The sequence below is a fragment of the Lactiplantibacillus sp. C232 genome, from assembly GCF_023806725.1.
Classification (GTDB): domain Bacteria; phylum Bacillota; class Bacilli; order Lactobacillales; family Lactobacillaceae; genus Lactiplantibacillus; species Lactiplantibacillus plantarum.
In genome coordinates, this window is record NZ_JAMSKZ010000018.1 from 12126 (window position 1) to 37827 (window position 25702).

At 45.1% G+C, this 25702-nt stretch carries 13 protein-coding genes; 5 read left to right on the top strand and 8 right to left on the bottom strand.

What is annotated here, in order from left to right:
- Positions 1-93: 93 nt before the first annotated feature.
- The 4 genes from MZO41_RS14080 to MZO41_RS14095 form a co-directional block, all read right to left on the bottom strand.
- Entirely contained in the window at positions 94-6165 is a 6072-nt protein-coding gene (locus tag MZO41_RS14080) for a mucin-binding protein (protein WP_058906771.1), read from the bottom strand.
- Between the two features lie 468 nt (positions 6166-6633).
- Positions 6634-7695 carry a WxLIP family cell surface protein gene (locus MZO41_RS14085; protein ID WP_003643405.1) on the bottom strand — a complete coding sequence of 354 codons (1062 nt, stop codon included), beginning with the start codon at positions 7693-7695 and terminating at the stop codon, positions 6634-6636.
- A gap of 73 nt (positions 7696-7768) precedes the next feature.
- Positions 7769-8341, bottom strand: a complete 573-nt coding sequence (locus MZO41_RS14090; protein ID WP_058906770.1) for a WxL domain-containing protein — start codon at positions 8339-8341, stop codon at positions 7769-7771.
- 52 nt (positions 8342-8393) lie between these two features.
- On the bottom strand, positions 8394-10622 hold the full coding sequence (locus MZO41_RS14095) for a BspA family leucine-rich repeat surface protein (RefSeq protein ID WP_024272112.1): 2229 nt from the start codon (positions 10620-10622) through the stop codon (positions 8394-8396).
- Positions 10623-11786: 1164 nt separating this feature from the next.
- On the opposite strand from MZO41_RS14095, the gene MZO41_RS14100 reads away from it, so the two are divergent.
- Entirely contained in the window at positions 11787-12449 is a 663-nt protein-coding gene (locus MZO41_RS14100; RefSeq protein ID WP_003643408.1) for a TetR/AcrR family transcriptional regulator, read from the top strand.
- Complete coding sequence (gene lepA / locus MZO41_RS14105) at positions 12446-14233, top strand: translation elongation factor 4 (protein ID WP_003643409.1); 1788 nt, start codon at positions 12446-12448, stop codon at positions 14231-14233. Before MZO41_RS14100 ends, lepA begins: the two co-directional genes overlap by 4 nt.
- Positions 14234-14710: 477 nt before the next feature.
- Here lepA and MZO41_RS14110 read toward each other — a convergent pair whose 3' ends face one another.
- The 3 genes from MZO41_RS14110 to MZO41_RS14120 all read right to left on the bottom strand — a co-directional run bounded on the left by MZO41_RS14110 (position 14711) and on the right by MZO41_RS14120 (position 18501).
- Positions 14711-16312 carry a cation:proton antiporter gene (locus MZO41_RS14110; RefSeq protein ID WP_013355942.1) on the bottom strand — a complete coding sequence of 534 codons (1602 nt, stop codon included), beginning with the start codon at positions 16310-16312 and terminating at the stop codon, positions 14711-14713.
- A gap of 301 nt (positions 16313-16613) precedes the next feature.
- Positions 16614-17438 carry an NAD(+) diphosphatase gene (nudC, locus tag MZO41_RS14115; RefSeq protein ID WP_003642367.1) on the bottom strand — a complete coding sequence of 275 codons (825 nt, stop codon included), beginning with the start codon at positions 17436-17438 and terminating at the stop codon, positions 16614-16616.
- A gap of 154 nt (positions 17439-17592) precedes the next feature.
- A complete protein-coding gene (locus tag MZO41_RS14120; RefSeq protein WP_003643411.1) occupies positions 17593-18501 on the bottom strand; it encodes a LysR family transcriptional regulator in 909 nt (302 codons plus the stop codon).
- A gap of 170 nt (positions 18502-18671) precedes the next feature.
- Here MZO41_RS14120 and vprA point away from each other — a divergent pair, with 170 nt between their 5' ends.
- The 3 genes from vprA to MZO41_RS14135 all read left to right on the top strand — a co-directional run bounded on the left by vprA (position 18672) and on the right by MZO41_RS14135 (position 24867).
- Positions 18672-20153, top strand: coding sequence for a vinyl phenol reductase (gene vprA, locus MZO41_RS14125; protein WP_003643412.1), 1482 nt, complete (start codon positions 18672-18674; stop codon positions 20151-20153).
- Between the two features lie 455 nt (positions 20154-20608).
- Positions 20609-24193, top strand: a complete 3585-nt coding sequence (locus MZO41_RS14130; RefSeq protein WP_003643413.1) for a MucBP domain-containing protein — start codon at positions 20609-20611, stop codon at positions 24191-24193.
- 206 nt (positions 24194-24399) lie between these two features.
- Positions 24400-24867 (top strand): Dps family protein, encoded by a 468-nt coding sequence (locus MZO41_RS14135; RefSeq protein ID WP_003587210.1) that lies wholly within the window; start codon positions 24400-24402, stop codon positions 24865-24867.
- A gap of 98 nt (positions 24868-24965) precedes the next feature.
- On the opposite strand, the gene MZO41_RS14140 is transcribed toward MZO41_RS14135, so the two are convergent.
- Positions 24966-25691, bottom strand: coding sequence for a GntR family transcriptional regulator (locus tag MZO41_RS14140; protein WP_003643414.1), 726 nt, complete (start codon positions 25689-25691; stop codon positions 24966-24968).
- Between the last annotated feature and the right edge of the window lie 11 nt (positions 25692-25702).

Here is a 25702-nt window from a genome sequence, read left to right on the forward strand (position 1 = left end):
AACAAAAAACACTTAACAAGCCCTATTCCCATTGACTTTTCGCCAATGCTAGGATGTTAAGCGTTTTTTGTTATGCACAGTTAAAAAAATTCATTACTTTTCATGCCGCTTACGCTTCAAGCCACCAAAGCCCAGCAATAATGTTGCTAGTGTTAGCCCTAGTGTTTCAGCAGCCATTTCAGACCACCGCGTTTCACCAGTCTGTGGCAATCGACTCGTTGTATCTGCTTGAGCCTTGTGAGCCGGCTCCGTTACTTTACTTCCCGGCTTGATGACTGCTGATACCGGAGCTGTTTTGACAGCCTTAATGCGACTCGATACCAACGTCCTTGTCGATTTAGCTGGCGTCTGGTTGCCAGTTGTGGCTTGAACAGCCTTCACAACCATTGCCGGCTTAGTGAGTTGCGTTGGTTTAGCAGCCGTGATTGGTTTCGTCGTTGGCTTGATTAAATCGTCCGATGTTGTCGGCTTACCTGGCTTTATCGATGTTGGGACGTCCAGCGCATATGTTAGCGTTTGGACATCATCAGCACTAGCAGCCGTGATGGCTACGGCCTGAGTGGTCGCCGTCAACGCATGGTATTTCGCAATTGTTGGCGCAGATATGGCTGTAAAGTTCAACCCGGTCGGTGCCCAGTCACGATACGTTGCCACACCAGTCACCGCATCTTCAATCCCAGAACGCGTGAACGTCAGCGTCCGGATCGTATCAGCTTGAAGCGTGTGCCTAGCCTGATCCTGATAGTGAACCGTTTGCGTGATCGTTTTGGTGAGCTGATCTGGTGCCGTAATCACGATTTTGTTATGAGCCAAGTACACCGTATACTTCTGAACGACGCCCGCCTGATTAAAAGTAACACCCGTTGCCGGATAATCACTCCCCATCAAGACATAGCCTGCCTGGGTATACTGCGCAATCATTGTCGTTGGTTGATAATCCGCTTGCGTACCGAATCGTCCGGTTAACGTCACGCTTGTACCCAGTCGGTGGCCCGTCGTGGCATCGACATAAGTCACCATCGCCGTTTCCAGATTTGCTTGGTAAGTAACCGTTTGTCGCGACTCAGTATCTTTGGCACTGACAGTTACACTAGCAACACGGGTTGCGTTCGGGGTGTAGCCAGCAATTATTGGCGATTCAACGACTGCGTATGCCCCCGTCAACGCTGATTCAGGTGTACGCCAATCCATATACGTCACCACCTTTGTCACTTGGTCAAAGGTCGCCTTGCGCTCAAAACTGACCGTTTGCGTGACGGTTGGCGCCGCAGTTTGACCATCATTGTAAACATAGGTAATGACTCGCTGAACACTAGTTGTTAAATCTTTAAGCCCAGTACCAGCTGGGTACTTGGGCCCTTCTGGATGAGCGGAATCAACTGGTTGACCTGGTTGACCAGGCTTAGTTGGCGTGACCGTCGTCATTTGATGCGCTAGCTTGACCGTGTATGACTTAATGACGTCATTTTGATCAAAGGTGATACCAGTCGTCGGAACATTATTCGAAACTAATCGATAGCCCAGTTGTTCATACGCAGCAATTTGTGAAACGGGCGAATAACTATTCGTAGTGCCATAAGCACCAGTTACTACCATCGTAGGTAGTGTTTTACCACTCGTTACATCCACAAACGCAACGGTTGCGGTCTGCGATTTGGCCGTGTACGTGATTGCAATCGAGCACGATTTATCGTGACTAGTGACCGACGTTGCTTCGACTTCTGCAACGCTGGCTTGATAACCTGTAATCGTTGGTGACGTAACCGCGGCCAATAGTGCTGACTGACCAGGTGCCACTGTCCAGTCACCGTAAGTCAGCTGCTTACCCGTTGCCATGTCGAAAGTTGCCGTGCGATTGAACGTGACCGACTGGTTAACCGTTTCAGCCGCTGATTCACCTGACGCATATTGATACGTAATCGTCCGAACCACTGTTTGTTGCAACGAATCACGACCAGTTCCTGCCGGATATTTAGGACCGGCTGGATAATCAGCATCGATGGCCTGACCAGGTTGGCCCGGATGATCAACGCTGACCGTCACGTGACGATGCGCTAGTATAACCGTATAAACTTGGGCATTCTGATTATAAATCAGCTGATTAGGCAAATCCGAGTTAACTGGTTCATAGCCTAATTTTGCATACTTCGCGATATCAGCAGTGACCGTATAGTCGGAAGCATCACCGTATTTCCCATTCAAATCAATATAACTTAAGACTTGGTTATCCGTAGTTCCATCGACAAATTGAACCCGGATCGTTTCAGAATTAACGCTGTATCGGACCGTTGTTTCCGTAGTCTCGCCCATGCTAGCGGGTACAGCCGCCGCGATAGTCGTTTGACCCGCCGTGTAACCAGTAATGGTCGGCGACTCAATGGCCGGATAGCTATTCACAGTGGTCGTCCAATTACCGTACGAAAGGACCGTTCTATCCACCGCATCCACCGTTGCCGTGCGCGTATACGTGACCGTTTGAAGCACATCCGCTAAGTCCGTGGGTGTGTTATCAGCATAAACGTAATGAATCGTTCGCTGACTGGTCTTCATCAAATCACTAACGGCCACGTTACCTGGCTGATCAACCGTCGCCGTGATGGTGCCATGTTTCAGGTATACGTAGTAGGTCTGTTCAGTATCCTGATCAAACTCAAGCTGCGCTGGGACCTCATCCGAAGCTAGCACGTAGCCTAATTTTTCATACGCCGCAATGTCCTGCGCCGTCGTATAATTCGTGTGTGTGCCAAAGCTCCCACTGAAGGGGACCTGATATAAAATCACGTTGTTCTTATCTTGATCGACGTAAACGACCGCAATCTTTTCTGTGTTCGCTAAATAGGTGTACACGACCTGCCCACCAATGTCCGCTAAAGTACCATCGGCTTGGTAGCCAGTACTTTCTGGTTGTAACGTATAACCAGTTTTGGCATGCGCAGCAGTCGTATCACTCGTGGTGTAGCTCAAATAGCCCTTAGCGGTAACATCAGTCCCGTGCGTCGCCGTTCCATTAGCCGTTGTTACCACGTGTAGCGTCCCCGCTTTGTCGCGGTATCCATACTGATAGACAACCGCTACGGCGCCCACCGTCAACTGACCACTAGGCGAATTCGTCAATTTATAATTACTATTAGCAGCGGCATTCGTCAGCGTGGCCGTAATGGTTGTCGTGTCCGGATCAGTTAACCCTGACGTTAACGTGTAATCCAAACTTTGCCCCGCAACAACACCAGTAATGACCGGCGTAATATTTTGTTCCTGACCATTGGCCCACAGAATCGTATCCGGCAAGGTAATCGTCACTGGACGTTGAGTAATCGTCAGGGTCCCACCAACATTCACATCGCCTGCAATCAAGAAGTCTGGATTAGCAGCGGCTAAGGCTGCCATCCCGGCGCTGTTCAGCGTGACGGCGTAAGTGCCCACGTTCTGATCAATTGCAGTGGTATTAAGGTAGTCGGTACTGACTTGGTACGCCGTCGTCCCATCCATAGCCGTCGCCGCGCTATCAGCAGTCCAATCGCTTGGGGCCGTATATTCAGTTGGCAAGTATACCGTATAGCAACTTGGATCAGTCGTGGCGTTGTTATCATAGACTTTTGAAGCTGGTGCAATCGTTATCTTGGCCGCAGTATCAGTCGTCGTTGTGACGTAGCGCTGGTAAGTAACTGTGTAATTTGAATTACTATCACCAGAATATGTCTGAGTTAACGAAACTGCACTAGTGTTCAAATAATACGTCACGCCATTTTGTGTAATTGTCATGGGTAATTTAGTCATCGGTACATACGTCTTACCACTGTCGCCCGTAAAAGTTACTTCGCCTAATGACGTGCCATCGTTTCCTACTAAACTATAAGTATCGGTAATCGTTTTGGCCGATAGCGTGTAATGATATAGGTAACTTGTGAAACCACTACCAATCGTGACAGCATCCGCAATTCCTAATGCATCAGCGACACTGTCAATATTAGTATAATTTTGCAAATTCAACGAATAACTACCATTATTTTCATTAGAATCATCAGTAACATAAACCACCGCCGAATCCGGGCTTGAAACTTGATTACCAATTAAACCACTAGTCACCCCAGTGTTTTGAACAGCAATGACCGGTAATAATGCATATTTTAGCGTTGCAAATGCACCACCATCATAAACAGTGGTTTTATCAAAATGAATTTTAAATGTTTGGCGACCCCTGTAGTCTGTCAGTTGGGTCACCTTTAACCCCTGATAGGTCACATCATTTTTCGTCATCATTGCTTCAATAGCAGACGTTAACACACTACTTGGATCAGTCGCTATGTTAATAGCTCCTTCACTATTAGTAGCAACCTTAAAACCAGATGGAATAATAACATAATCAGTAAGATTAGCCACAGTCATTCCTGATGGATTCATATTAATAAGCGGCAAGATCAAATACAGCGCCTGACCATATGCTAAATCAATTCCCTTTGTTCGGGCATGTGAAATTGTCAGCCCTGTTACCGGAGTTTCGGCACTAGCCTGCGCGCCATAGTTTGCAGGTGAGATGGCAACTGCGGCACTAGCCTTGACAAGCACTACGCCCTTACCAACCGTCGTACTATTAAAAGTCGTACTGCTGTTAAGGTTAGCTAATGTTTCTATCGTATCATCAGTCAATGTAATGGTGTATTTATCAACCACAGCAGTATTAACCGCTTCCGAATATGTCGTATCGGAAACGGGGACGTCATACACAATCGCATCAGTCTGAATATCATCGTAACGAATTGTCCAACCTGTTGGAACCACAATAGTACGACTATTGACCGTCACCGGAACCGTACTAGTCGTTTTATTAACGACAATTGTCGTCGCACCCATCGTAATAATGTCATGTGCCGCAATAACTAAACTACCAGCAATAATCGTATCAGCAGTAATAGCAGCATTAGGATTAGCCTGTTGTAAAGCTGTCAAGCCTTGATCTGACAACACAAGCTGATACGTTCCAGATTGGGTTGCTGTGGGAACTATAACATCGCCACTAGAACTTGCAATCATATAAGTATTAGTCGTTCCATCAGTAGCCGAACTAGCTAACGTCCAGGTGCTGGGAACTGCATACTGACTCGGCACCGTAATTGTATACGTACTTGGTTTAGCATCCCCATAGTCAATACTAGCTGAACCAATGGTAATTATCGCAGTCGGTACCGGAGCTTGCTTGATTGTTAGTGTTCCTGTCACCACGTTAGCAGCCGTTATATCCGCGCTACTATTAGCTTCAGCTAGCTTAGTAATTCCAGCCGTTGAGAGTGCCAATGTGTATGTTCCAACACTCGATCCAAACTTGGACGTATCAACGTCCGTTAAGTCAGTAACCGTATAAACATTCGCAGTACTCGTTACAGCCCAATCTGAGGGCGCCTTAGTTCCGTCAGTTAGCGTAATCGTATAGCGATTTGGTGTATCTATCTTACCATCATACGTCTTAGTCGCTGAATTTACTGTCGCAACGGTGGCCACAGTAGCTCGTGCTAGCTTTTGCGCACTGCGAATGGTATTCGTACTAATATCCGCGGTTGCATAACTGGCAGTTGTAGTTGTTTTCGTAGCTACTGTAGCCGTATTTATCTTGCCATCAGTGGTTGCTCTGTTGGCGGCCTTAGCTTGATCCTCAATAGTTGCGGTACTTGCCGTACTGTCTGTTGTACCACCTACTGCTTGATTCTGTTCTGTGTTGTTAGACGTCGTATCGACTATGGACATTTTGCTGGTCTGATTAGTAGCACCGTTTGCACGTGTTGTTTCAGTAGCCGTACTAGTCACGGTGGAATCAACCACAGTCTGAGTCGTTGATTCCGTTGACTTAGCTTCAGTCGATGCAGTAACATTACTAGCTTCACTACTCGTCTCTACCTGACTGTTATTAGTTTTTTCTTCGCCATCATTGGCCATCGAACTACTACCAACCGACTTACTAGCCAATGTGACTTGGTTGCCAGTTGTCTCTGTCCTCGTCCCCTGTTTCTCAGCAGGCGTACTAGTCGTGTCTGCCCGCCCCGTCATCGGTAGCAGACTAGCACCCAAAGTGAAAGTACTCAACCCGGCAATTAACCACAGGCGTCCTTTTTTATACATTTTATAAGTTCGTTTTTCTGTTAATTGTGCTCGTTGTAAGCGTCGTCTTTGCATTATATCTACCCCGAAACATTTTCAATTAGTTATAACAGTATTAATACCCTATATATCTAACGTTATCAATCAGTATACACCTTTTACTAACAGTAAACCTAATAATCAATGGTCACCAAAGTTTTGATATAACAACACTTTACTGAGAACTCAACTTCAATTCAGCACCTATAGTCATGATATATACTATAACTATTTTAGATAAACATAGAACCATATTCTCCAACAACATTTATACATTAATTATAAATATCGCCAAAACATCTAATCCTCGCAACATTACTTTAATAGTATGCCGGTATTTTCCAGGTGGTTACTAGTCACTCAATGTTCGTTAATTTCTGTTTTATATCAAACAATTCAAAAAGAGCATCTTCAGAATATTACATTCCAAAAACGCCCTTGATATCCACTATTCATGTTAATTGTTAATCTGTGCTAATCGATTAAACTGCACTTGCGTCTTGATTATGATTCACTATCTTGACGGTTCTTTTCAGCTAACTGTTTCTCTAACGATTTAATTTTCTTCTGTTTGCGCCAAATATACCAGATCACTAGGATAATCAATAATAACAGTAATAACCCAATCCCGATATACAACCACCAGTTAGGCCCTTGCTTCAAAACCGCTGTCTTATTCAAGGTATCCGCCTGGCCCTTTGTAATCACAAAATTCTGCTTAAATTGCCAGTGTTGCTTCTTGGAAGTGACTTTCACAACGGCCGTGTATTTACCAGCTGCTAACGCTTTTTCTCCCGTCTGCAATGGCAATTTATAGATTGAATTAGGCGCCATCTGGCCGTTCGCTAGCTTTTGATGGTAGACAACTTGACTGCCACCCCGATGATAAATTTTGATGTTAGTTTGTACTTTATTTAAGTAAGCCGCCGTATGGTTGACTAATGGAAAATTAATAGCATTGCGCCCATTGAGCTGTTTGACCGTAATCTTATTCATCGTCAGCTGATTGGTCGTTAGGTCTTTACTACCATGCAAAATTACAGCCTCAGTATAAGCGTATTGATTATTGACTGCCACGGCCTTTTTAGTATCAGTTGCCGTGGCCTTTTTCAGGAAAGTTATCCCACCTGCTAAAATGCCTTGATAACTTTTGGCCGGCATCTTAATTTGAAACTTGACCGTCTTGACTTGCCCCTTAGCCAGCTTGACTTGTGGTTCATCAGTTGTCACTAATTTGCTAATATCATACGACAAATTCGCACTGCGATTATTCGTATGTTTGTATTCCACAACCCCATTAATATTTGTCGTGGCCTTAGCAATACCTATATTGATTGTAATGGGCGCACTAGCCGTATTATGAATTTTGACCGCAACGGTTTGTGTTTGTCGCGGTTTTAACTTCAAATCAAAGTAAGAGAGACGCTTATCGACCTGACTGCTAGACTGGACTGGCGTGATTTCAAAACCAACGCCCTGATCAGCAGAGGCCGCTTGTCCCATCATTAATAAACTAGCGACAACCGCCAATAACATTCCCAAAGATAATCGCAATCGTTTCTGCACTTTAACCCCGCCTTTTTCTCAGATTATGTATCGACATTGGCCGTAGCCAACATCGGCTAACTATTCACCCGGATTAGTTTTCTGGTGTGGCACTTAAGTTCCAAGTTAACGTGGTGGTGTACCCCGTAGCTAATTTAGTCGTTTTCCCAGGAACAGCCAGCTTAGAATCACTAAATGTCACCGTTGATGCCCCGTTACCAGTCCCATTCTTAGCAGAAGCGACGGTCCCAGCTGCACCCGCGGCAGAAGTTGTCCCCGGCGTTAACGTAGTACTGCCATTTGTCACTGCCGAATCACTCTCAGTACCCGCAACTGTCAAAGCAGCATTCGTCAAGGCTGAACCAGCACCTTCTTCATCTGTATTGGATTGTTGCCCCTGAGCAACCGTCAAGGTCCAGCCTGCACTAGTCCCACGCAAGTCGCTTACCGTAATAGTTGGTGTCGATGAAGTGGCTAAGGTGGCATCGCTGGAGGTAATCGTGTTGCTACCGAAAGCTAAATGAGTAGCGTCAACACTCATTGACAATGTTCCCCCAGTAAATGTTACATCACCGGTCGAAGAACCAGTCGTATCAGCATTAGCCACAACCGTTGTGGCTCCCAAAAGTCCTGCAGAAATCATTAATCCCAAAACGAATTTCTTCATTACAATACGCTTCCTTTCAAACTAAGCTGTGTTTTTAACTATGAATCACTAATTAATTATTGGCCACGGTATTATTCAAACGCCATGAAATCGTGCCTTGGTATGTGTCAGCCATGGCAGCCCCATTTGGGACTTCTAGTAGCAATCCTAAGTTGCTGGACCAATGTTCCGAAATATCAACACTTTTATGATCAGTCGTTGTCTGTGAGTAGACTTGTACGGCTACCCCAGGTGACAAGGTCATTTTTCCATCATCGGTCTGGTAATATAATGTAGCCAACAACATTTTTCCAGTGTCCGCTCCCACAAAGCCTGAACTATCGAGTTCTGCAGTCAAATTCCAGGTTGAACTTATTTGCCCATTATTCTGAACCGCAAGTGTCTTATCCAGAGTAGGCGCATAAGTTTCAGTTGTTCCCGATATTGTATGACTGCCAAAATCGAGCATTGTTGGTGACGAATTGAAGAATAAGTTACCATCGTACACATAGGTTACTGTAATCGTCGAAGCGTCATACGTTCCAGTTGCATTAGTTGGCGTTGCATGAAGCGTATAACCATCAATCGTTTTGGCCGTTGTTTGGTAAGCATCACCCGATGTCCCGGATGACGTCTCTTCATCCGCAATTTCAACACCATCGCCGTCTACGTATTTGACAAGCACCGTTCCACTTGTCTTAACCCAGTTATAGGTCCCCGCCATGGTTGCGCCATCATAATTAGTCATTAGTTCCGCCGACGTATAGGTTGGATCATCATTGTTCCTTTGCCACGTCCCATTGTATGGTAGTTGTTTGCTTGGCTCCGGCAAGTACATCGTCTTATCATTATGAAACGTAAAATTAGGACCTAGTGTCAAATGCTGTAATTTTTTTGAACCATTAAAAAAATTCCCGTAACTGGCGGTAGCAGATTGAAGATCCCAGCTACGAAGATTGAGAGTTGTTAATGATGAGCAACCACCAAACGTCCAAAAACAATTTGTAACTTTACTAGTATCCCAAGTATCAACCAGCAAACTAGTCAACCCAGAACAGTTATAAAAGGTGGAATAAAGAGTTGTTACAGAACCAGTATCCCATTTTTCAAGATTTAAAGTCGTTAAAGAACTGCAGCCTCCAAATAAAAATGACATATCCGTAACCTTACTAGTATCCCAAGTACCAACATCCAGCGTTACTACTTTAGAACAGTTTTGAAACATACTCCCCAGTGAAGTTACTTGGGAAGTGATCCATCCAGAAACGTCTAGTTGGATGACATTTTCACAATAAAAAAACATTCGAGACATGCTAGTTACCTTCGCTGTATCCCAACCACTAACATTAAGTTCAGTTGCCAAAGTACAGTTCATAAAAGTAGCAGTCATATCGGTTACTCGTGCCGTATCCCAACCACTTGCGTTTATTATCTTTACTGAAGAACAACTATAAAATGTAGACGCTAGTGTTGTCACATTAGCAGTATTCCAGCGACTGACATCTAACTCAGGCAGTGAAGAACAGCCAGAAAATGTACTGTCTAAATTAGTTACTTGTGTTACATCCCAGTTACTCACATCAAGCATAGTGAGTTTTCCACACATGTAAAATGTTCTCTTAAAACTCTTTACATGACTGACATTCCAGTTCGTAGTATTTACTTTAGTTAACACGCTACACCCTTCAAACATTGATTCCATAGTAGTCACTGTTGAAAAATCGGTCTGTCCAAAATCGACTGAAGTTAACTTGCTATCACGATAAAACATAGACTGGGTACTAGTTACACCACTCATCGAAAGCTTATTTAAACCTGTGACTGTTGCTACGTTAGCGAGGCTAGCAAACAAGTATCCATAATTCGAAGCCGTTGTGACCGTAATTTCATCCGTAATCTTTATATTCGTAATCGATGAAGCATAATCATACCAAGGCGAACGTTTACCAGTTAAATCAGCAAAGCTACCACCACTAAGCGTTAACACCCCTGCGTCGTCAATGGTCCATGCTACCGTCCCAACAGTTCCAGATTCCACTGCCGTGTCTGCCGTCTCAGTGGTATCATTACCCGTCGTGGTACTAGTCGCCGACGTACTGTCAGAACTACTCGTATCAGACGTGTCTGTTGTACTCGTCACATCCGCACTCACGGCCATCACATTGGTATCAGTAACTTTGCTAATTGCGCTGCTACTCATCGTCGAAGAACTACTAGTGTCCGGCGCGGCCAGCGCCAATAACGGTGGTATTGCCATATTCAATGGCGCACTACTTCCTAAAATAATACTGATAATTACCATTAATACTTTACATATTCGCCGCACCCGACCATCCCCTTTTAATCAGCAATTCTATGTGACAGCGTAATCTTTTAACTTCAGTCATTGATAGCGCTCACATTTATAGTTACCCTAACTAGCAATCAATAACAGTCCCAGTAGTAGAACACCTAATGCAACTAGATAACCATTGGCACACTTGCTCACTAGTCGGTGGTAACCGGCCTTGCCAACGATTAGCCTGCACGGTAGTTACAATATAACGCAGGCTATTTTGGACTTCTGATCCGTACTGGCGTCTTTTTGCACCGTTTCTTAATCATTATCGCCCTTTATTAGAGACTAACGGCTCAGCCGTTAACCTTTCATCCACAGTTTGATTATAAAAATAAATTTAATATCGCGCTGATACCCTTATTATCAACAATAGATAACAGACAGTATTGTTTCCCCTGTTTACCGTATAATTATAACATTATTATTTTATAATGGTTAAAAATTTTAACGTATTTATTGCATTTATCCACCCCTGTTAATCCAGAAGGCTTACGTGACAGTTAGACCGAATAAACCGGATGGACACCATTAATATTCGGCCTGATTATCACTTTCCAAAATATCCGCAAACTACACATAGCGCTTTTAATCACCCAACCTGCCTAGTTATCTAATCATTGCCAGTTGTAATGATAAATCCCACTAAATAATGCAGCTCTGCTCTCCCTTTAACTCCGAACTTATTCCAATAGAAAATATAATTAATACCATATATTTAATAATTAAATATTAAAAGGAACGACCTTTTGTTAGTTTACGACCAAAGAAGACTCGTTCATGACGCTCTTATTGGAAGACTATCAGCGGTACTTTACACAACTCAAGACCGACTTAGCCCAGCACTCACCACTATCAGCTGACGACTTTATCACGTCCAGTCAATTTAGGCCTTTACTTACTATAAATGAGCCATTAACAGTTACTGACACCCAATTCATACATATACGAAAAAGCCGTTTATAAAAAATCAATCATTTGATTTTTTATAGCCGGCTTTATTGAGAGAAAACATTACCTTTACCGATTTATTCATCAGCATTCACCACTTCAATCTTGACCCGTGGTTATTTTTGGCGTATTCTGGTTCAAAGATAACCACCGGTCATTTTTAAATTAGGAGGATCCGACATGGCTAATATCTATACGCCCAGTCAAAAAGCAGCCAAGCGTCAAGCCATCATGACGGCTGCCATTAATTTATTTGCCCATAGGAGCTATCCCGAAATCACCATGCAGCAAATTGCGGAAGCCGTCGGTAGCTCTAAGGGGGCGACTTTTCGCTATTTCACGACCAAAGAAGACTTGTTCATGACGATTTTATTGGAAGACTATCAACAATACTTTACCCAACTCACGACCGACTTAGCCCAGCAACCACCACTATCAGCTGACGACTTTATCGCGTGGATGACCACCCAAACTCGCCAATTAATTGAAGAACATAGCGTTCTGATTCGATTGAATGCCATTCGTGGACCAATCCTAGAAGGCAAAGCTAACATGCAGGAAACCATCACACAACGTGAGGCCCTGTATCGCGCCAGTCAACACTTAGGACAACAACTCGTTATCCAAACAGACCACTTATTAGACCAGTCCCAATTTAGCCACCTGTTCATTATTCAAAGTGGCATTATCAGTGGGCTCATAAATATGGCGGCTTTGACCAGCTTTAATCATCATAAATTATCCGTTGATTATCCCGACTTCGAAATTCGACTTATACCGGAGGCCCAACAACAAATTCGTTACTACTTGACCCAATATTTGAAGGAGTTTTCGCACAAATGAAACAATCCCATATCCGTAACTTCGCCATCATCGCCCACATTGATCACGGTAAATCAACGTTGGCGGATCAAATCATGTCGCTGACCCAGACCGTCAGTGCGCGTGAACAGCACGCCCAATTATTAGACGATATGACCGTTGAACAGGCTCATGGCGTGACTGTCAAAGCACGTACAGTTCGGAATTACTATCAGGCCGATGATGGTCAAGAATATGAATATAACTTAATTGACACCCCTGGTCACGTTGATTTCAATTACGAAGTGGCTAAAAGCTTGGCTGCTACCGAGGGTGCCATCCTATTAGTAGACGCCACTCAGGGCGTTCAAGCGCAGACCATTGCCAATTACCGAATTGCCAAACAACGTCAATTAACCTTGATACCAGTTCTCAATAAAGTTGATCTGCCCTCTGCGGATATTGACGCTGCGTTGGCCCAATTGAACGACCTCGACTCAGCTTTCACACCCGAGCAAGTCTTGCAAATCTCCGCTAAAACCGGGCAAGGCGTGCCGGCCGTCTTGGAAGCCATCAAGCAGCGGTTGCCAGCTCCCCAAGGCGACTTACACCAGCCGCTGAAAGCTTTAGTCTTTGATTCGTTGTATGACCCATATCAAGGTGTCATTGCCTATGTCCGACTGATTGATGGTCAGCTCAAATCACAACAAGCACTGTGCTTAATGCAAGGACAACAGGATTTTAACGGCAAGGCCATTGGTGTCTTCGCGCCTCAAATGCACCCCCAAGAATCGCTAAGCGCTGGTGACGTCGGTTACGTGGTCACTGGTATTAAAGATCCACGAAAAGTCCGTGTTGGTGATACGCTGACGTCCGTCGCCACCCCCACGCAGCGGCCGCTAGCCGGCTACCAACCAGCCAAATCAATGGTCTTCGCGGGCTTATATCCTAAGAATAATGACTATCCGGCACTTAAGGAAGCCGTTCAAAAATTGAACTTGAACGACCCGTCATTTACCTATGTTGAAGAACGATCCGAGGCGCTTGGCGTTGGCTTCCGTTGCGGATTTCTAGGAACCTTTCACCTCCAAATCATTCGTGAACGACTCCACGATGAGTACGGGGTCGACGTGCTAACAACGGCTCCCAATGTGACTTACCACGTTACACTCACCAATGGTCAGCAAGTGATCGTCAATAATCCCGTTCAGTTTCCGGCATTCAGTCTCATTAAAGAAGTGACTGAACCCTTTATGAAAGCCGAGATCACGATGCCTGCTGACAATCTAAATGCCGTATTAAAGCTTGCGGAACAGCATAAAGGGACCTTGATCGACTTGGCAAACAGCGGGGACTTGATTGTTGCAAGTCTCAAGATACCCTTGTCAGAAATCGCCTACCACTTTTTCTCAGAACTAAAATCAGTCTCACATGGCTTTGCGAGTTTAAGCACCGCCTTTATGGCTAATGAAGTCAGTGATCTAGTCAAAGTTGAAGTTGATATCAACTATGCGCCCGTAGATGCGTTGACCTTCATCGTCCATCGTGAAGACGCCCCCAACATGACGCAGCAATTGGTCGCCAATCTGAAGACGACGGTTCCACGGCAACTATATCCCACACCCGTCCAAGCACGTATTGAAGGTAAGGTTATCGCCCGCGTCGATGTCCCACCATTGCGTAAAAATGCAGCGGTGAACGGCGAACAACACAGTACTTCCAAAAAAGCGGCCCTACTACGACGGCAAAGCGCTAATAAACGCCGCGCGTCCAAAAATACGATTAAGCTGCCACAAAGTGTTTTTAATGCAATTTTAAGCCTTTAATCAAGTTAGACCATCCGTTGATTTCTGGGTTTCAATCAATTGGGTGAAACTAGCCCTTGCAATGCAGCCAATCAGACGTTGGTTTTCACGTTTAAACAACCCAGCATTAATTTTTATTATGACACTCGCCGGCGAGTCATTGTTTTGACTGACATCCTAATGACCATATTTGACATCATGCACAATATCAGTCCCCGGATGAATCAAGTGGTGGCATTGCCGAACTTTCCAAACAACTAATCACACTCGCTTGCAATATCCCAATCAAGTTCTGGCAATCAACAAAAATTCCCCCTTATTGATTTAAACACTGACAGCCAACTTAATATTTATTACCAACTATTTAATTGCAGGTTTCTAGTCTTAAAAAGGCACCCCAATACTTATTCACAGTGAATAAGTATTGGGGTGCCTTTACATTTGAGACGATCACCAATCAATATTTCGACTTGCCACACCAATCTTGGATTATCCCGCTTACTTCACACCATACTCCAGAACAACCATCTCAGCCATCGTAATTTCATGATACAAGCGGTTAAACAAGTCTTCGCTAATGGCATGTGTCGCATCGTATTGTCGCTGCAAATAATCGCGTTCCGTTTGAAATACTTGTCGATAAATAACCATTAGTTCACGCATTTCATCAGCAGTATATTCAGGATGTTGGACCATCCGACGCCATTCCGAAATAAACTGTCGAACTGTCGTGTGTCCATTCTGTGAACGTAGGTCAAACGTCACCGCAGCTTTAAATTCTTGTGAAATCGGCATTTGCCACAAATCATGAACTCCAGCTTCAATCATCTGTTCTCTAATCACCGCCATTTTGGCCGCACCATCCGTATCAGTCTTAATTTTCGGCAATAGCCAGCGAAAAACAATCGTTGGTACTAATAAGCTCAAAATAATCAATAAGCTTTCAGACATCAAGACTAAATTGAAATCAGTCGTTTTAACTTGAGTTTCCGCAACGGTAAAGGCCAACGCAAACGTCACAGCACCATGAATGCCCCCCAAAGCAAATACCCACGCTTCTCGATTAGGGACATGATGAATAAGTCGAACGTAACCATAACGTGCTAATAGATTGGCCACGTATAAAATAACACCAATTACAATCCAGATCAGTGATCCATTATAAGAGACGGAATGATCCAACGCGGTCCGCAATAACATAATTCCCAATACAATAAAGACCACACTATTTAAAATATCGCTCAATAGGCCAATTAATTGATAAATATCACTGGCGAGCTGAGGATTGGCTAATGCACTCCGCTCCCCTTCAGCATTATGAACTAATCCCGCAAATACAACAGCAATGATACCGGAAACACCAAGTGCTTCAGCACCAAAGTACAACACAAATGGTGTCATTAAATAAATCACTTTTAACGGAGTACCATTATTATACGTGTTATTAATAAAATTAAGTTTAGAGCGCAACATTAATTGTCGAATATAAACAATTAAGCCGCTTACAAGGCCACCAAAAGCAATCCCTCCACCAGCTGCATAGACGAAATCCCATAAGGTCTGCGAATAATTAATATAACCGTTAACATACCACAGAATAGCCATGTTTAGCAGAATGATTCCCGAAGCATCATTAAACAATGATTCTAATTTCAAACTAGTCTGTTCACGCTGCGGTAGCACCCGGCCCATCGTCACCGACTCAGTAGCCGTTGCGTCAGTTGGTGTACTGATAGCAGCCAAGATAAAGGCTAATGGTAGTCCAACACCCGCTAGCAGGCTAGTGCCGAGTCCAGCCATGACTGCACATAAAATCACCATGCCAACTGTAAGACTCACAATTTCTCGTACGTGACGACCAACTAAATTCAGCCGCGTATTCTGGCCTTCAAAATATAATAATGGTGCTACAATCAGTCCAATAAAAATATCTGAATTGAACTTTTCGATAAGGCCATTTAAGAACGGGATAACCGCAATCCCCGCCCCAATAAACATGCTCACATAGTTGACCGATAGTCGTGGGAGCCAACGACGGTTAATTACAATACTAACCATTGCCGCAACCACTAACACACCAGTCGAAATAAGTAGTGCCATTCTGCTTCACCCTTTTTTAATTAATATAACTAATATTGATTATTATCAGTTTAGCCCATCTTGTAAAGTAACCACACTTTATGACACTAGCATTAATTGACTTCAAGCTATGGTCTCATAGCCGACTAAATAACTGCTTGTATCGCTACTACCATCATTTTAAATAATGATCGTTTGTAGGAAAGCCGCCTTAAACTCGACCATCACATCAAAATAGCGTACCAAGAATTTAGCTTTCAATTCTCAGTACGCTATCTTATTAAAAACTTCCGTTTAATTTTCGGTATAATGTAGCATAATTCTACTTCTCCTGATGATGCCGAAATGCTTCAATCATCGTCCATGTCAGGCTCGTGTTCGTATCATTATGAGGAATTTGGTCACGCTGGAACCATTGGGCTTTCGATAGTTCGTCCGTCTCTAGCTCAATTGCCACGTTCTCATTAAGGTCCGCAAAATAGCCGGCCAGTAAGGAGTGTGATGGCGCCCACGGTTGGCTACCGAAGTACCGAATATTATGAACTTCAAGGCCGACTTCTTCAAAGACTTCCCGGCGAACGGTATCTTCAAAGGTCTCACCGATTTCGGTATAACCTGAAATCAGTGAAAAATGATTGTAGCCGGATAAAAACTTGGTCATCAAAATTTTATCACCATTCGTCACGCCAACAATAATCGCAGGCATAATCGTCGGATAAATCGTCTGACCACACGCTGCACACACCAGTGACCGTTCCGTGGCGCCTGGATGTAATGGTTGGCCGCAATGCCCGCAGAACCGCTTCGTATCATACCACCAAGCCAAATGGGCAGCCGTCGCACTACTGAAAGCCAACCAGGCCGGTGTTAGGTCTCGGAACCCTCGAGTGGTGCCAACGGTATAGTTATCATTCGCAACCGCATCAACATCGACCCAGAAAAAGGCCGCCTGATCGACAGCCAGCAAATACTGATACTGGTCAGGGCTAAACGCGTAATCCGCATCGATATCTTCGTACTTGGGCAAGGTTCCATTCATTAAAAGCACCTGTTGTTGACGACCAATTAAGATATAATCGCCCGACCGGGGTGCCCGCTGCTGATCATTCTGATTTTTTAAAACGTGTGGTTGAATATCTTGAAACATGTTGGGCCCACTTTCCTGTATAAATTCATTAGTTTGAGAACAATGGTTTTATTATAACGGAGTCACTGAATTTTTACAGGCCTGCAATCTCAGCCGGTCCTTTTACTTAAGCAAGCTCACCGTATCAGTACCTTCTCACTGTGAGGTTAATCTTCTACTCGTCAGATTTCGCGTTCGCCTTTAACCGCTGTACCAATTTGGCTATCAACGGCCGGGACCGGTTTGATTTTAATAACGCCACGATGTCATAGCCTTGTTGCGTAGCATCCGTAATCGGCAAATACGCGACTTGTTCATCATGCTCAGTTGGCACTAACCCCGCAGGATAGAATGCCAAAGCTTGGTTCAACGCAACTAACAAGTGCATCTGTTCTGCACTAGATACTCGCCGAATCTGCTCATAGTCTTGAATAAACGGGGCACTAGCCAAAAAACTTTCTAATAAAAATGTTGAGCTTTCTGGACTGTAATATAAAATGGGCAAAGTCGCCAACGCACTCGGTGGCAATTGTGACAATCGACTCAGTGGATTTAGCCGGCTCACCCCAATCACCATTTGATTATGATAAATTGGGACAGCGGTTAACTGTGATTCTGGAGTAACGGCGGGACGGCCATAATTAATCGATAGTGCTAAATCAAGTGAACCATCAGCTACTTGCTGCGCCAGATGCTCGTTACTACCTTGGCGAACAACGAGTTGCAGCTCCGAATGCTGTTGCTTTAAATCGTATAAGGCCGGTAATAGGAGCCGCTGCTCAAAGGCTGAGAAATAACCGACTCGTAAGATTTGATCAGTAGGAACATTAAATTGACGTAACTCCGTCAAGGCCGTCGTATAGTTGTTCACAATATCCTGAGCAGATGCCCAAAATAACCGCCCCTGAGGAGTCAATTGAATTCTGTTCTGTCCACGGTCAAATAACGTCACTTTCAATTCATTTTCTAACTGGGTCATTTGCTTTGATACTGTCCGCTGTGAACGATATTCACGGGCAGCCACTTGCTGAAAACTACCATACTGAACAACTTTTAAGAACGTCTGTAGCCGGTCAAGATCCATTTTTTCAACTCCATCCGCACGATTGATTCGCCTGCCGAACCAAATTGTCTGTTTGCTAACCACCATACCCCCGTTATGATGAGGGTGTGATAGCGGTTACTTCATTATAGTAATGGTGAATTTAGCCGTCAAATGCTCATTAGATAACAAATCAGTTTGGAGGAATTGACATGACGTTAGCAAAACATGATTCATACGATATTGTCGTCGTTGGTACCGGAGCAGCAGGAACAGCGGCAGCCCTAGAAGCCGCACAACACGGCGCGTCCGTGTTATTACTCGAAAAAGGACGCCATACTGGCGGTAGCAGCAATTACACTGAGGGTCTCTTTGCCGTCGACTCATACTTACAAAAGGCCCAAAACATCAACGTTTCCGCCACTGACGTTTTAAAAGAAGAAGTCGACTATTCTAAATATCGCGCTGATTCTCGAATCTGGCGTCGTTACTTGGACGATAGCGCCAACACGGTGCAATGGCTTAAAGATCAAGGTGTCGAATACGAAGGCGTACAAGCAATGGGTGCCGGCGAAGCCACGTGGCATATTTATAAAGGAATGGGCCAAGCTGTCTTACATGACGCTTTACAACCACAAGCACAAAAGCTGGGGGTCGAACTACTGACTTCCACGACCGCCATCACGCTACATCAAGCCACTGACGGTGCAATTACCGGTGTAACGATTCAAAGTGCCGCCACTAATGAGACCCAAGTCATCAATACGGCCGCAGTCATTCTTGCTACCGGTGGTTACCTCAATAATCCCGACATGATGCAGAAACTGACCCACTATGACACGCGCCGCTTAATTCCAGTTAGTTCAGGTAAAGGAACTGGTGACGGTCTTCGGCTAGCGTGGCAAGCCGGTGCACAACAATATGGCACGGGGATGGCGATGCTCTTTGGCGGTTACCTCAAAGATCCGAGCGAACCTTCCTTTAAGTACATGGCCTCCCAGATGGAAACAGCGGCCGGCCAGCAACCGTTGCTCTGGCTAAACGAACATGGGGAACGATTTGTCGATGAAGCTGTCGTTTATAACTTCTCATACGCCGGCAACGCGCTCTACACCCAAAACCAAGTATTCAGCATTCTCGACCAAGGTGTGATCAACAAAATGGCTCAGGACGGGAACTTCATGGGCTTAGGTGTTTACGTTCGGCGGGGCGAAAAAATGACGAAACTCCAGGCTGAAATCAATGCAGCCGTGGCCGCCAATAAACCATTTATTTTTAAAGCCAATACGATTGAAGCACTGGCGACCAAAATGCACCTACCTGTTGATCAAGTCACCCATTCCATTCAAACTTACAACCAATATTGTGATAATGGTCAAGACGATGATTTCGGCAAGAATCCTGAATATCTCGTTAAAGTTTCGCAAGGTCCATTTTACGGCTTTGAACTCAATGTTGGTGCCTTTTGTACCATGGGCGGTCTCAAAGTAACCACTAATAATGAAGTTTTAGACACTACTGGTCAGCCGATCACCGGTCTATACGCTGCTGGCAACGACGCCGCTGGACTAACTGGTGATACGTATGGTCCTAACATGCCTGGAACCTGTGTTGGCTACGCCTTCTACTCTGGACGCAATTCCGGTCGGCACGCGGCGCAATACACGCACCAGCAGTCAATCGTTAGTCATTAATTCCTTATTTATAAACCTATAACGACCTTCCCAGAATTTATCCGGAAAGGTCGTTTTACGCTGTCTTCACATTGATACGCTGATGGGCAGTTTAGTGACTACCAATTTCACCGCAACCTCGCAAGTTAATCGGTAGCTCTGGCTTGAGCGCCATTCTTAGGCAAGTTTACCAACTTGCCTTTGCGAACCACCAAACTTTAAAAAAACAAGCATTTCAGCGCTAAAAGCGTGCACTTCTTAATGTCCATCCGTTCTAACTCAGCTCAACATCGGCGTTAAGTACCGTCAAATAACGGTTTGTTTCATGATTTTGAAAAGCACCGGCATCCAGCCATTCACAACTAAGTGACAAGACGTCCACCAAACTGGCTAGACCCGCCAAAATAATGGTGCTACACTTTAACTAATTTAGTGTGCTTATGACTAAATCAATCATCAAAAGGAGTATGATTATTTTGAACAAGCGAAAAATTATCACTAATAACCCACCAAAGTGGCACTTAATTACTGGGATTGCGGCCACAATTTTGGCTGGCATTATTTTGACCAATCAAGACGCCTTTGCGGCCACTGATTCGCCAATAACAACCACTACCACCGCGCCGACTGTTCAGCAAACAGCGCCGACTAACCCGCTATCCGGCAGTCAAGTTACCTTAACATCGACAACTGGTAGTAGCGCAACTGGCAGCACTACAACCAGTAGCCCTGCAGCAACCAGTACCGCAGCACTGCCCGCGAAATCAACGGCTGCTAGTGGCTCATTGATGTCAGCAATGGCCAGCTCTTCAGCGACAAGTGGTCACGCCGCCGAACCTAGTTCAAGTGTGACCGAGGCAGCAAGCACCAATAACCTGACCCCAACTTCGGCAGCCATGGCCAGCTCTACGACCACTAAGTATCCAACAGACACAACAGCAACGCCTAATGCTAGTTCCAGTCCAACTAGTGCTGAAAGTAGTACACCTAACAAAACTATGAGTACAAATCAGCAAACTGACGGTTCTGGTGTAACTCATTCAACGACCCCTGCTAGCTCTGCAAGTATACCCATACCAACTTCAGTCGCCAGTATGACAACCGCCAAGACGGCAAGTGCCGCTGCGCCAGGCGTCACTAATAGTACGGCAGCTAACAGCACGGCTCCTACTAGTGTGACGACAACTGATAGTGCTGCCGAGTCAGTGCCGCTTTCGACTTCCAGTGAGACTAGCTCAGAAAAATCAGCCGCAGCAAGCACTACAAGTACAAGCCAGATATCTGACGGTTCAGAGGTTATTCATCCAATGACGAGTGCTATTTCGAGCAGCTCGTCTGCGCCCACTAGTGGTGCTAAGATGGCAGCTAGTGCGGCAAGCGCCGCCTCGGCTAGCGTGATAACCAGCGCCGTCAATAGTATCGCTGCCAGCACGTATTCCGCCGACGCTAGTGCTGCTAGTGTCGAAAGCGCCGCAACACCTGACACTTCGCATGCGACTGTTCCCGCTAGCACCGCGACTTCGGCAGCGACTACTTTTCAAATTACCAGTGTTATTAATAGCTTAGCTTCCAGTACCTATTCCGAATATGCCGAACAAGCTAACGCAGAAGCTGCTTCAGCGGCAACGACAGCTGAAAAGCCCGCGACTAGTGTTGGTACAGTCGTGCCGACCGCAGCGACGACGCCAATTGAATCTATTGATACTTGGATGCCGAACAAGCACCTTCAAGAAGCCGTTTTACGCGAGTTACAAGCGTTGAAGCTCCCCGACCATCAGTTTAAATCTGTTAACGATATTACTAAAGATGATATGCAATTATTAACCCAATTCTATGGAGAAAACACTTATATTGATGGTCACACACCATACTCCTTGGAAGGGCTGCAATATGCGACGAACCTGAAAACCATTTGGCTCAATAACGGTCTCAACGCACTTGGCGGCTATTATAACGGCGACGTGACTGATATTTCACCATTGGCTGGTCTGACCAAATTAACTGTGCTGAATATTCAGCATAACCGTGTCAGTGATTTATCGCCGATTGCGCATTTGACAAACCTACAAGAATTGGACGTCGCTTACAACCATATTGCTGATTTGTCAGTCTTCAAAGACTTACCGAACCTCAAGACAACTACTTATCTTGGGCAGACAATTCTAGAACCACTCGTTTATGTCGATCAAGACACGACCAGTGCAACCTTAAAGAACCGCTTCTATTTACCAAACGGGCAGCAAGCTGTCCTTAAATCGCAAGCCGCCATTTTGAAACCAGTTCAACTAACTCCTAACGGCCAATTCTACTACCGGTTCTACTTCAACGGCGCGGGAAAAGCCGTGAATGGTGACCTGAGTAACGTGGTACCCGACGGTCAAGGTGGGTTGACATTCAATCAGTTAGTACCACAGATTCCAGGCTTCACTGGTGATGCCAACGGTCAGTTCGTCACTAACGGCGTCAGCATCAACGTTGTCCCAAATGATAAAAACTTTTATTTGGTTGCTCAAGGCTCAGATGGCAGTTCACCGGTGTTCCATGTCTTTCAGCCCTATGTATTAGCAGCCAAAGCGGCCCCAGTAACCATTCACCATATCGATCGTAACGGTGCCGCTCTGCGCGATTCGGAAGAATTGACCGGCCTCGTTGGTGAAGATTATCAAAGCACCCCGGCTGATATTACGAACTACACCCACGTCGAGACCCAAGGCGCCCCACAAGGTACTTTCAGTGCGGAACCGCAAGCGGTCACTTACGTTTATGATAAAACAGCTGGAGCCCCTGTGACGGTCAGCTATCAGGATGAACAAGGAAAGACCCTGCAGCCAGACACGACTTGCAACGGTTTGGCTGGTGATCCATACACGACCAAGCCGCTCGAAATCGCGGGCTACGATCTCACAAAAACACCTGACAACGCGGCCGGCACGTTTACAGCTGAACCGCAGCACGTTATCTACATTTATACAAAACAAGTCCCACAGCCGGTGACTGCCAGCTATCAAGACGAAGATGGCAAAGCCTTACAACCTGATATCACCCACACTGGTGAAATTGGCGCAGCGTATGAGACTAAGGCGCTAGAGATTCCAGACTACGACTTAGTTAAGACTATCGGCAACGCAACTGGTACCTTTACCAAGGAACCGCAACAAGTCACCTACATCTATACCAAGCAGATTCCACAGCCGGTGACTGCCAGTTATCAAGACGAAGATGGTAAAACCTTACAACCTGATATCACCCACACTGGTGAAATCGGCGCAGCGTATGAGACTAAAGCGCTAGAGATTCCAGGCTATCAACTCATCAAGACACCAACTAACGCGACCGGTAGCTTTACCAAGGAACCGCAGCATGTCCTTTACGTCTATGAAAAACAAGCAGTACTGCCCGTCACCGTTAGTTATCAAGATACGGATGGAAAGCCACTTCACGCGGATATTGTTTTAAGTGGTGACTTTGGTCAAAATTATCAAACTGAACAGTTGTCAATTCCAGGCTACGTCTTCAACAAAGTTGTCGGTCCAACGATCGGGACCTTTGGCACCACCGCCCAGCACGTCGTTTACACTTACACGCCGGAGCCGAGTGGGCCTGAACAACCGACGCCGGGTCAGGAACCAGAACCTGTGCCCGAACCACAGCCGACACCAGCACCTCAGCCTGAACCAACGCCGCAACCGAGCCCTACACCTCAACCGAGCCCGGCACCACAACCAAACACGGCACCACAACCGAGCCCGGTGCCGCAGCCAAACCCGGCACCACAGCCAGGGAGTTCATCGCTGGCAAAAGCACCCGTGTCACAAGGCACTACGACTTCACAATCGTCGCCAACGACTAGTCCACAGCCAACACCGATTGCACCAGTCAGTGCCCTGGCTCAACCAGGAAAACAGCAAGCACCAGCAACAGTTGCTACGCACAATTCGGGTCAATTACCGCAAACCAGTGAACAATCTGAACACGGCGCAACACTGGGTGGTATCTTGGCCGCTTTATTTACTGGATTAGGTTGGCTAGGACTGGCAGCTAAGTTCAAGAAACGGGAATAAGTCTAATTCGACACTGATTAAGATACCCAAACGGCCACCCATACGGTGGTCGTTTTTGTTAGCACTAATTACCACCATATAACGCCCCCATCTTTTCAAAACGACTTAATTCTACGGGCTATAAATAACTTAATTTGCCAGTGTATAACGTTTCAGATTAAGCTACCACTAAGTTATAATAACCATATCGAAAGGAGACCAATCTAATGAAATATACGAAAACCAAAGCAGTATTAAATCAACTCGTTGCCGATTTGAGCCAGATGTCAATGATTATCCATCAGACGCATTGGTACATGCGTGGACCCAACTTTTTAAAGTTGCACCCCTTGATGGATGAGTTCATGGAAGAAATTGACAGCCAACTCGATGTCATTTCTGAACGGCTGATTGCGCTTGATGGCAGTCCTTACTCGACCTTAAAAGAAATGGCCGAAAACACTAAGATTCAAGACTGGCCTGGTGAATGGGACAAAACAACCCCAGAACGCCTCGCACACTTAGTTGATGGCTATCGTTACTTGGAAGACCTTTACCAACACGGCATTGAAGTATCCGATGTTGAAAAAGACTTCAGTACCCAAGATATTTTCATTGGTCTCAAAACCGCAATTGAGAAGAAAATCTGGATGATTCAGGCAGAGCTTGGGTCGGCGCCGGAAATTGATGAATAAAATAATATTAAAAAAATCGGTAGGCTTATAAGCTTACCGATTTATTTTATCCAAGTAATTAGTTACTAACTTCAATAATAGGGCCATCACCCCAACACCTAACGAATCTTCTTAACCATAAATAACCGTGCTCGTCGATAATCATAATATTGCTTTGAAAATGCCAACATCTTTCCGGTAGTTAAATATGTTTCATCCTTAACTACTAGACTGGGTGCCCCATTTGCTAGATTCATAAACTCCCCGGCAATTTCTGGTAGTGGCTCACTCATCAGTAATTGATCAATAAAGCCAATATTGACGTCTCGTTGTTGTTCAAAATAATTGAACAATGAACCATACAATGCTTCTTCAGGAATCGTATCTACGATTGCTTTTATATAGTACGAATGTTCCATCAAATATGGTTGACCATCCAATTCTCGAAAACGCCGAATATCAATTAATTCCTCATTATCTTTAAGATGACCTGCTTCCGGTAAGAACTCAGCATCAGCAACAGTAGTCATCGCCATCACTGCCTTCTTAGTTGCAAGTTTCAATCCTGCACGCGCAGCAGCTTCTGATAGTCCACCATCATGTTGTAAAGCTATTGAATTATTAGTCTGTTGCTGTCGGACGAATGTTCCGATACCATGCATTTGATAAGTATAACCCATGTTGCTAAGCTGCTTTAACGCTTGGCGCAATGTATAACGGGTTACTTGATACCTTTCCATTAAGACTGGTTCGGCAGGTAATTTACGTTGTCCATCCGCCAACTTACCAACCTGAATGTCAGCTAAAATCCGTTGAACCAACTGACCTATATCCAGATGTGCCATTTCAAATCCCC

Coding starts and splice junctions, on each gene's coding strand:
- MZO41_RS14080 (WP_058906771.1), bottom strand. CDS start 6,165: ATGCAAAGACGACGCTTACAACGAGCACAATTAACAGAAAAACGAACT.
- MZO41_RS14120 (WP_003643411.1), bottom strand. CDS start 18,501: ATGGATCTTGACCGGCTACAGACGTTCTTAAAAGTTGTTCAGTATGGT.
- lepA (WP_003643409.1), top strand. CDS start 12,446: ATGAAACAATCCCATATCCGTAACTTCGCCATCATCGCCCACATTGAT.
- MZO41_RS14140 (WP_003643414.1), bottom strand. CDS start 25,691: ATGGCACATCTGGATATAGGTCAGTTGGTTCAACGGATTTTAGCTGAC.
- MZO41_RS14110 (WP_013355942.1), bottom strand. CDS start 16,312: ATGGCACTACTTATTTCGACTGGTGTGTTAGTGGTTGCGGCAATGGTT.
- MZO41_RS14100 (WP_003643408.1), top strand. CDS start 11,787: ATGGCTAATATCTATACGCCCAGTCAAAAAGCAGCCAAGCGTCAAGCC.
- MZO41_RS14090 (WP_058906770.1), bottom strand. CDS start 8,341: ATGAAGAAATTCGTTTTGGGATTAATGATTTCTGCAGGACTTTTGGGA.
- nudC (WP_003642367.1), bottom strand. CDS start 17,438: ATGTTTCAAGATATTCAACCACACGTTTTAAAAAATCAGAATGATCAG.
- MZO41_RS14135 (WP_003587210.1), top strand. CDS start 24,400: ATGAAATATACGAAAACCAAAGCAGTATTAAATCAACTCGTTGCCGAT.
- vprA (WP_003643412.1), top strand. CDS start 18,672: ATGACGTTAGCAAAACATGATTCATACGATATTGTCGTCGTTGGTACC.
- MZO41_RS14095 (WP_024272112.1), bottom strand. CDS start 10,622: ATGGTAATTATCAGTATTATTTTAGGAAGTAGTGCGCCATTGAATATG.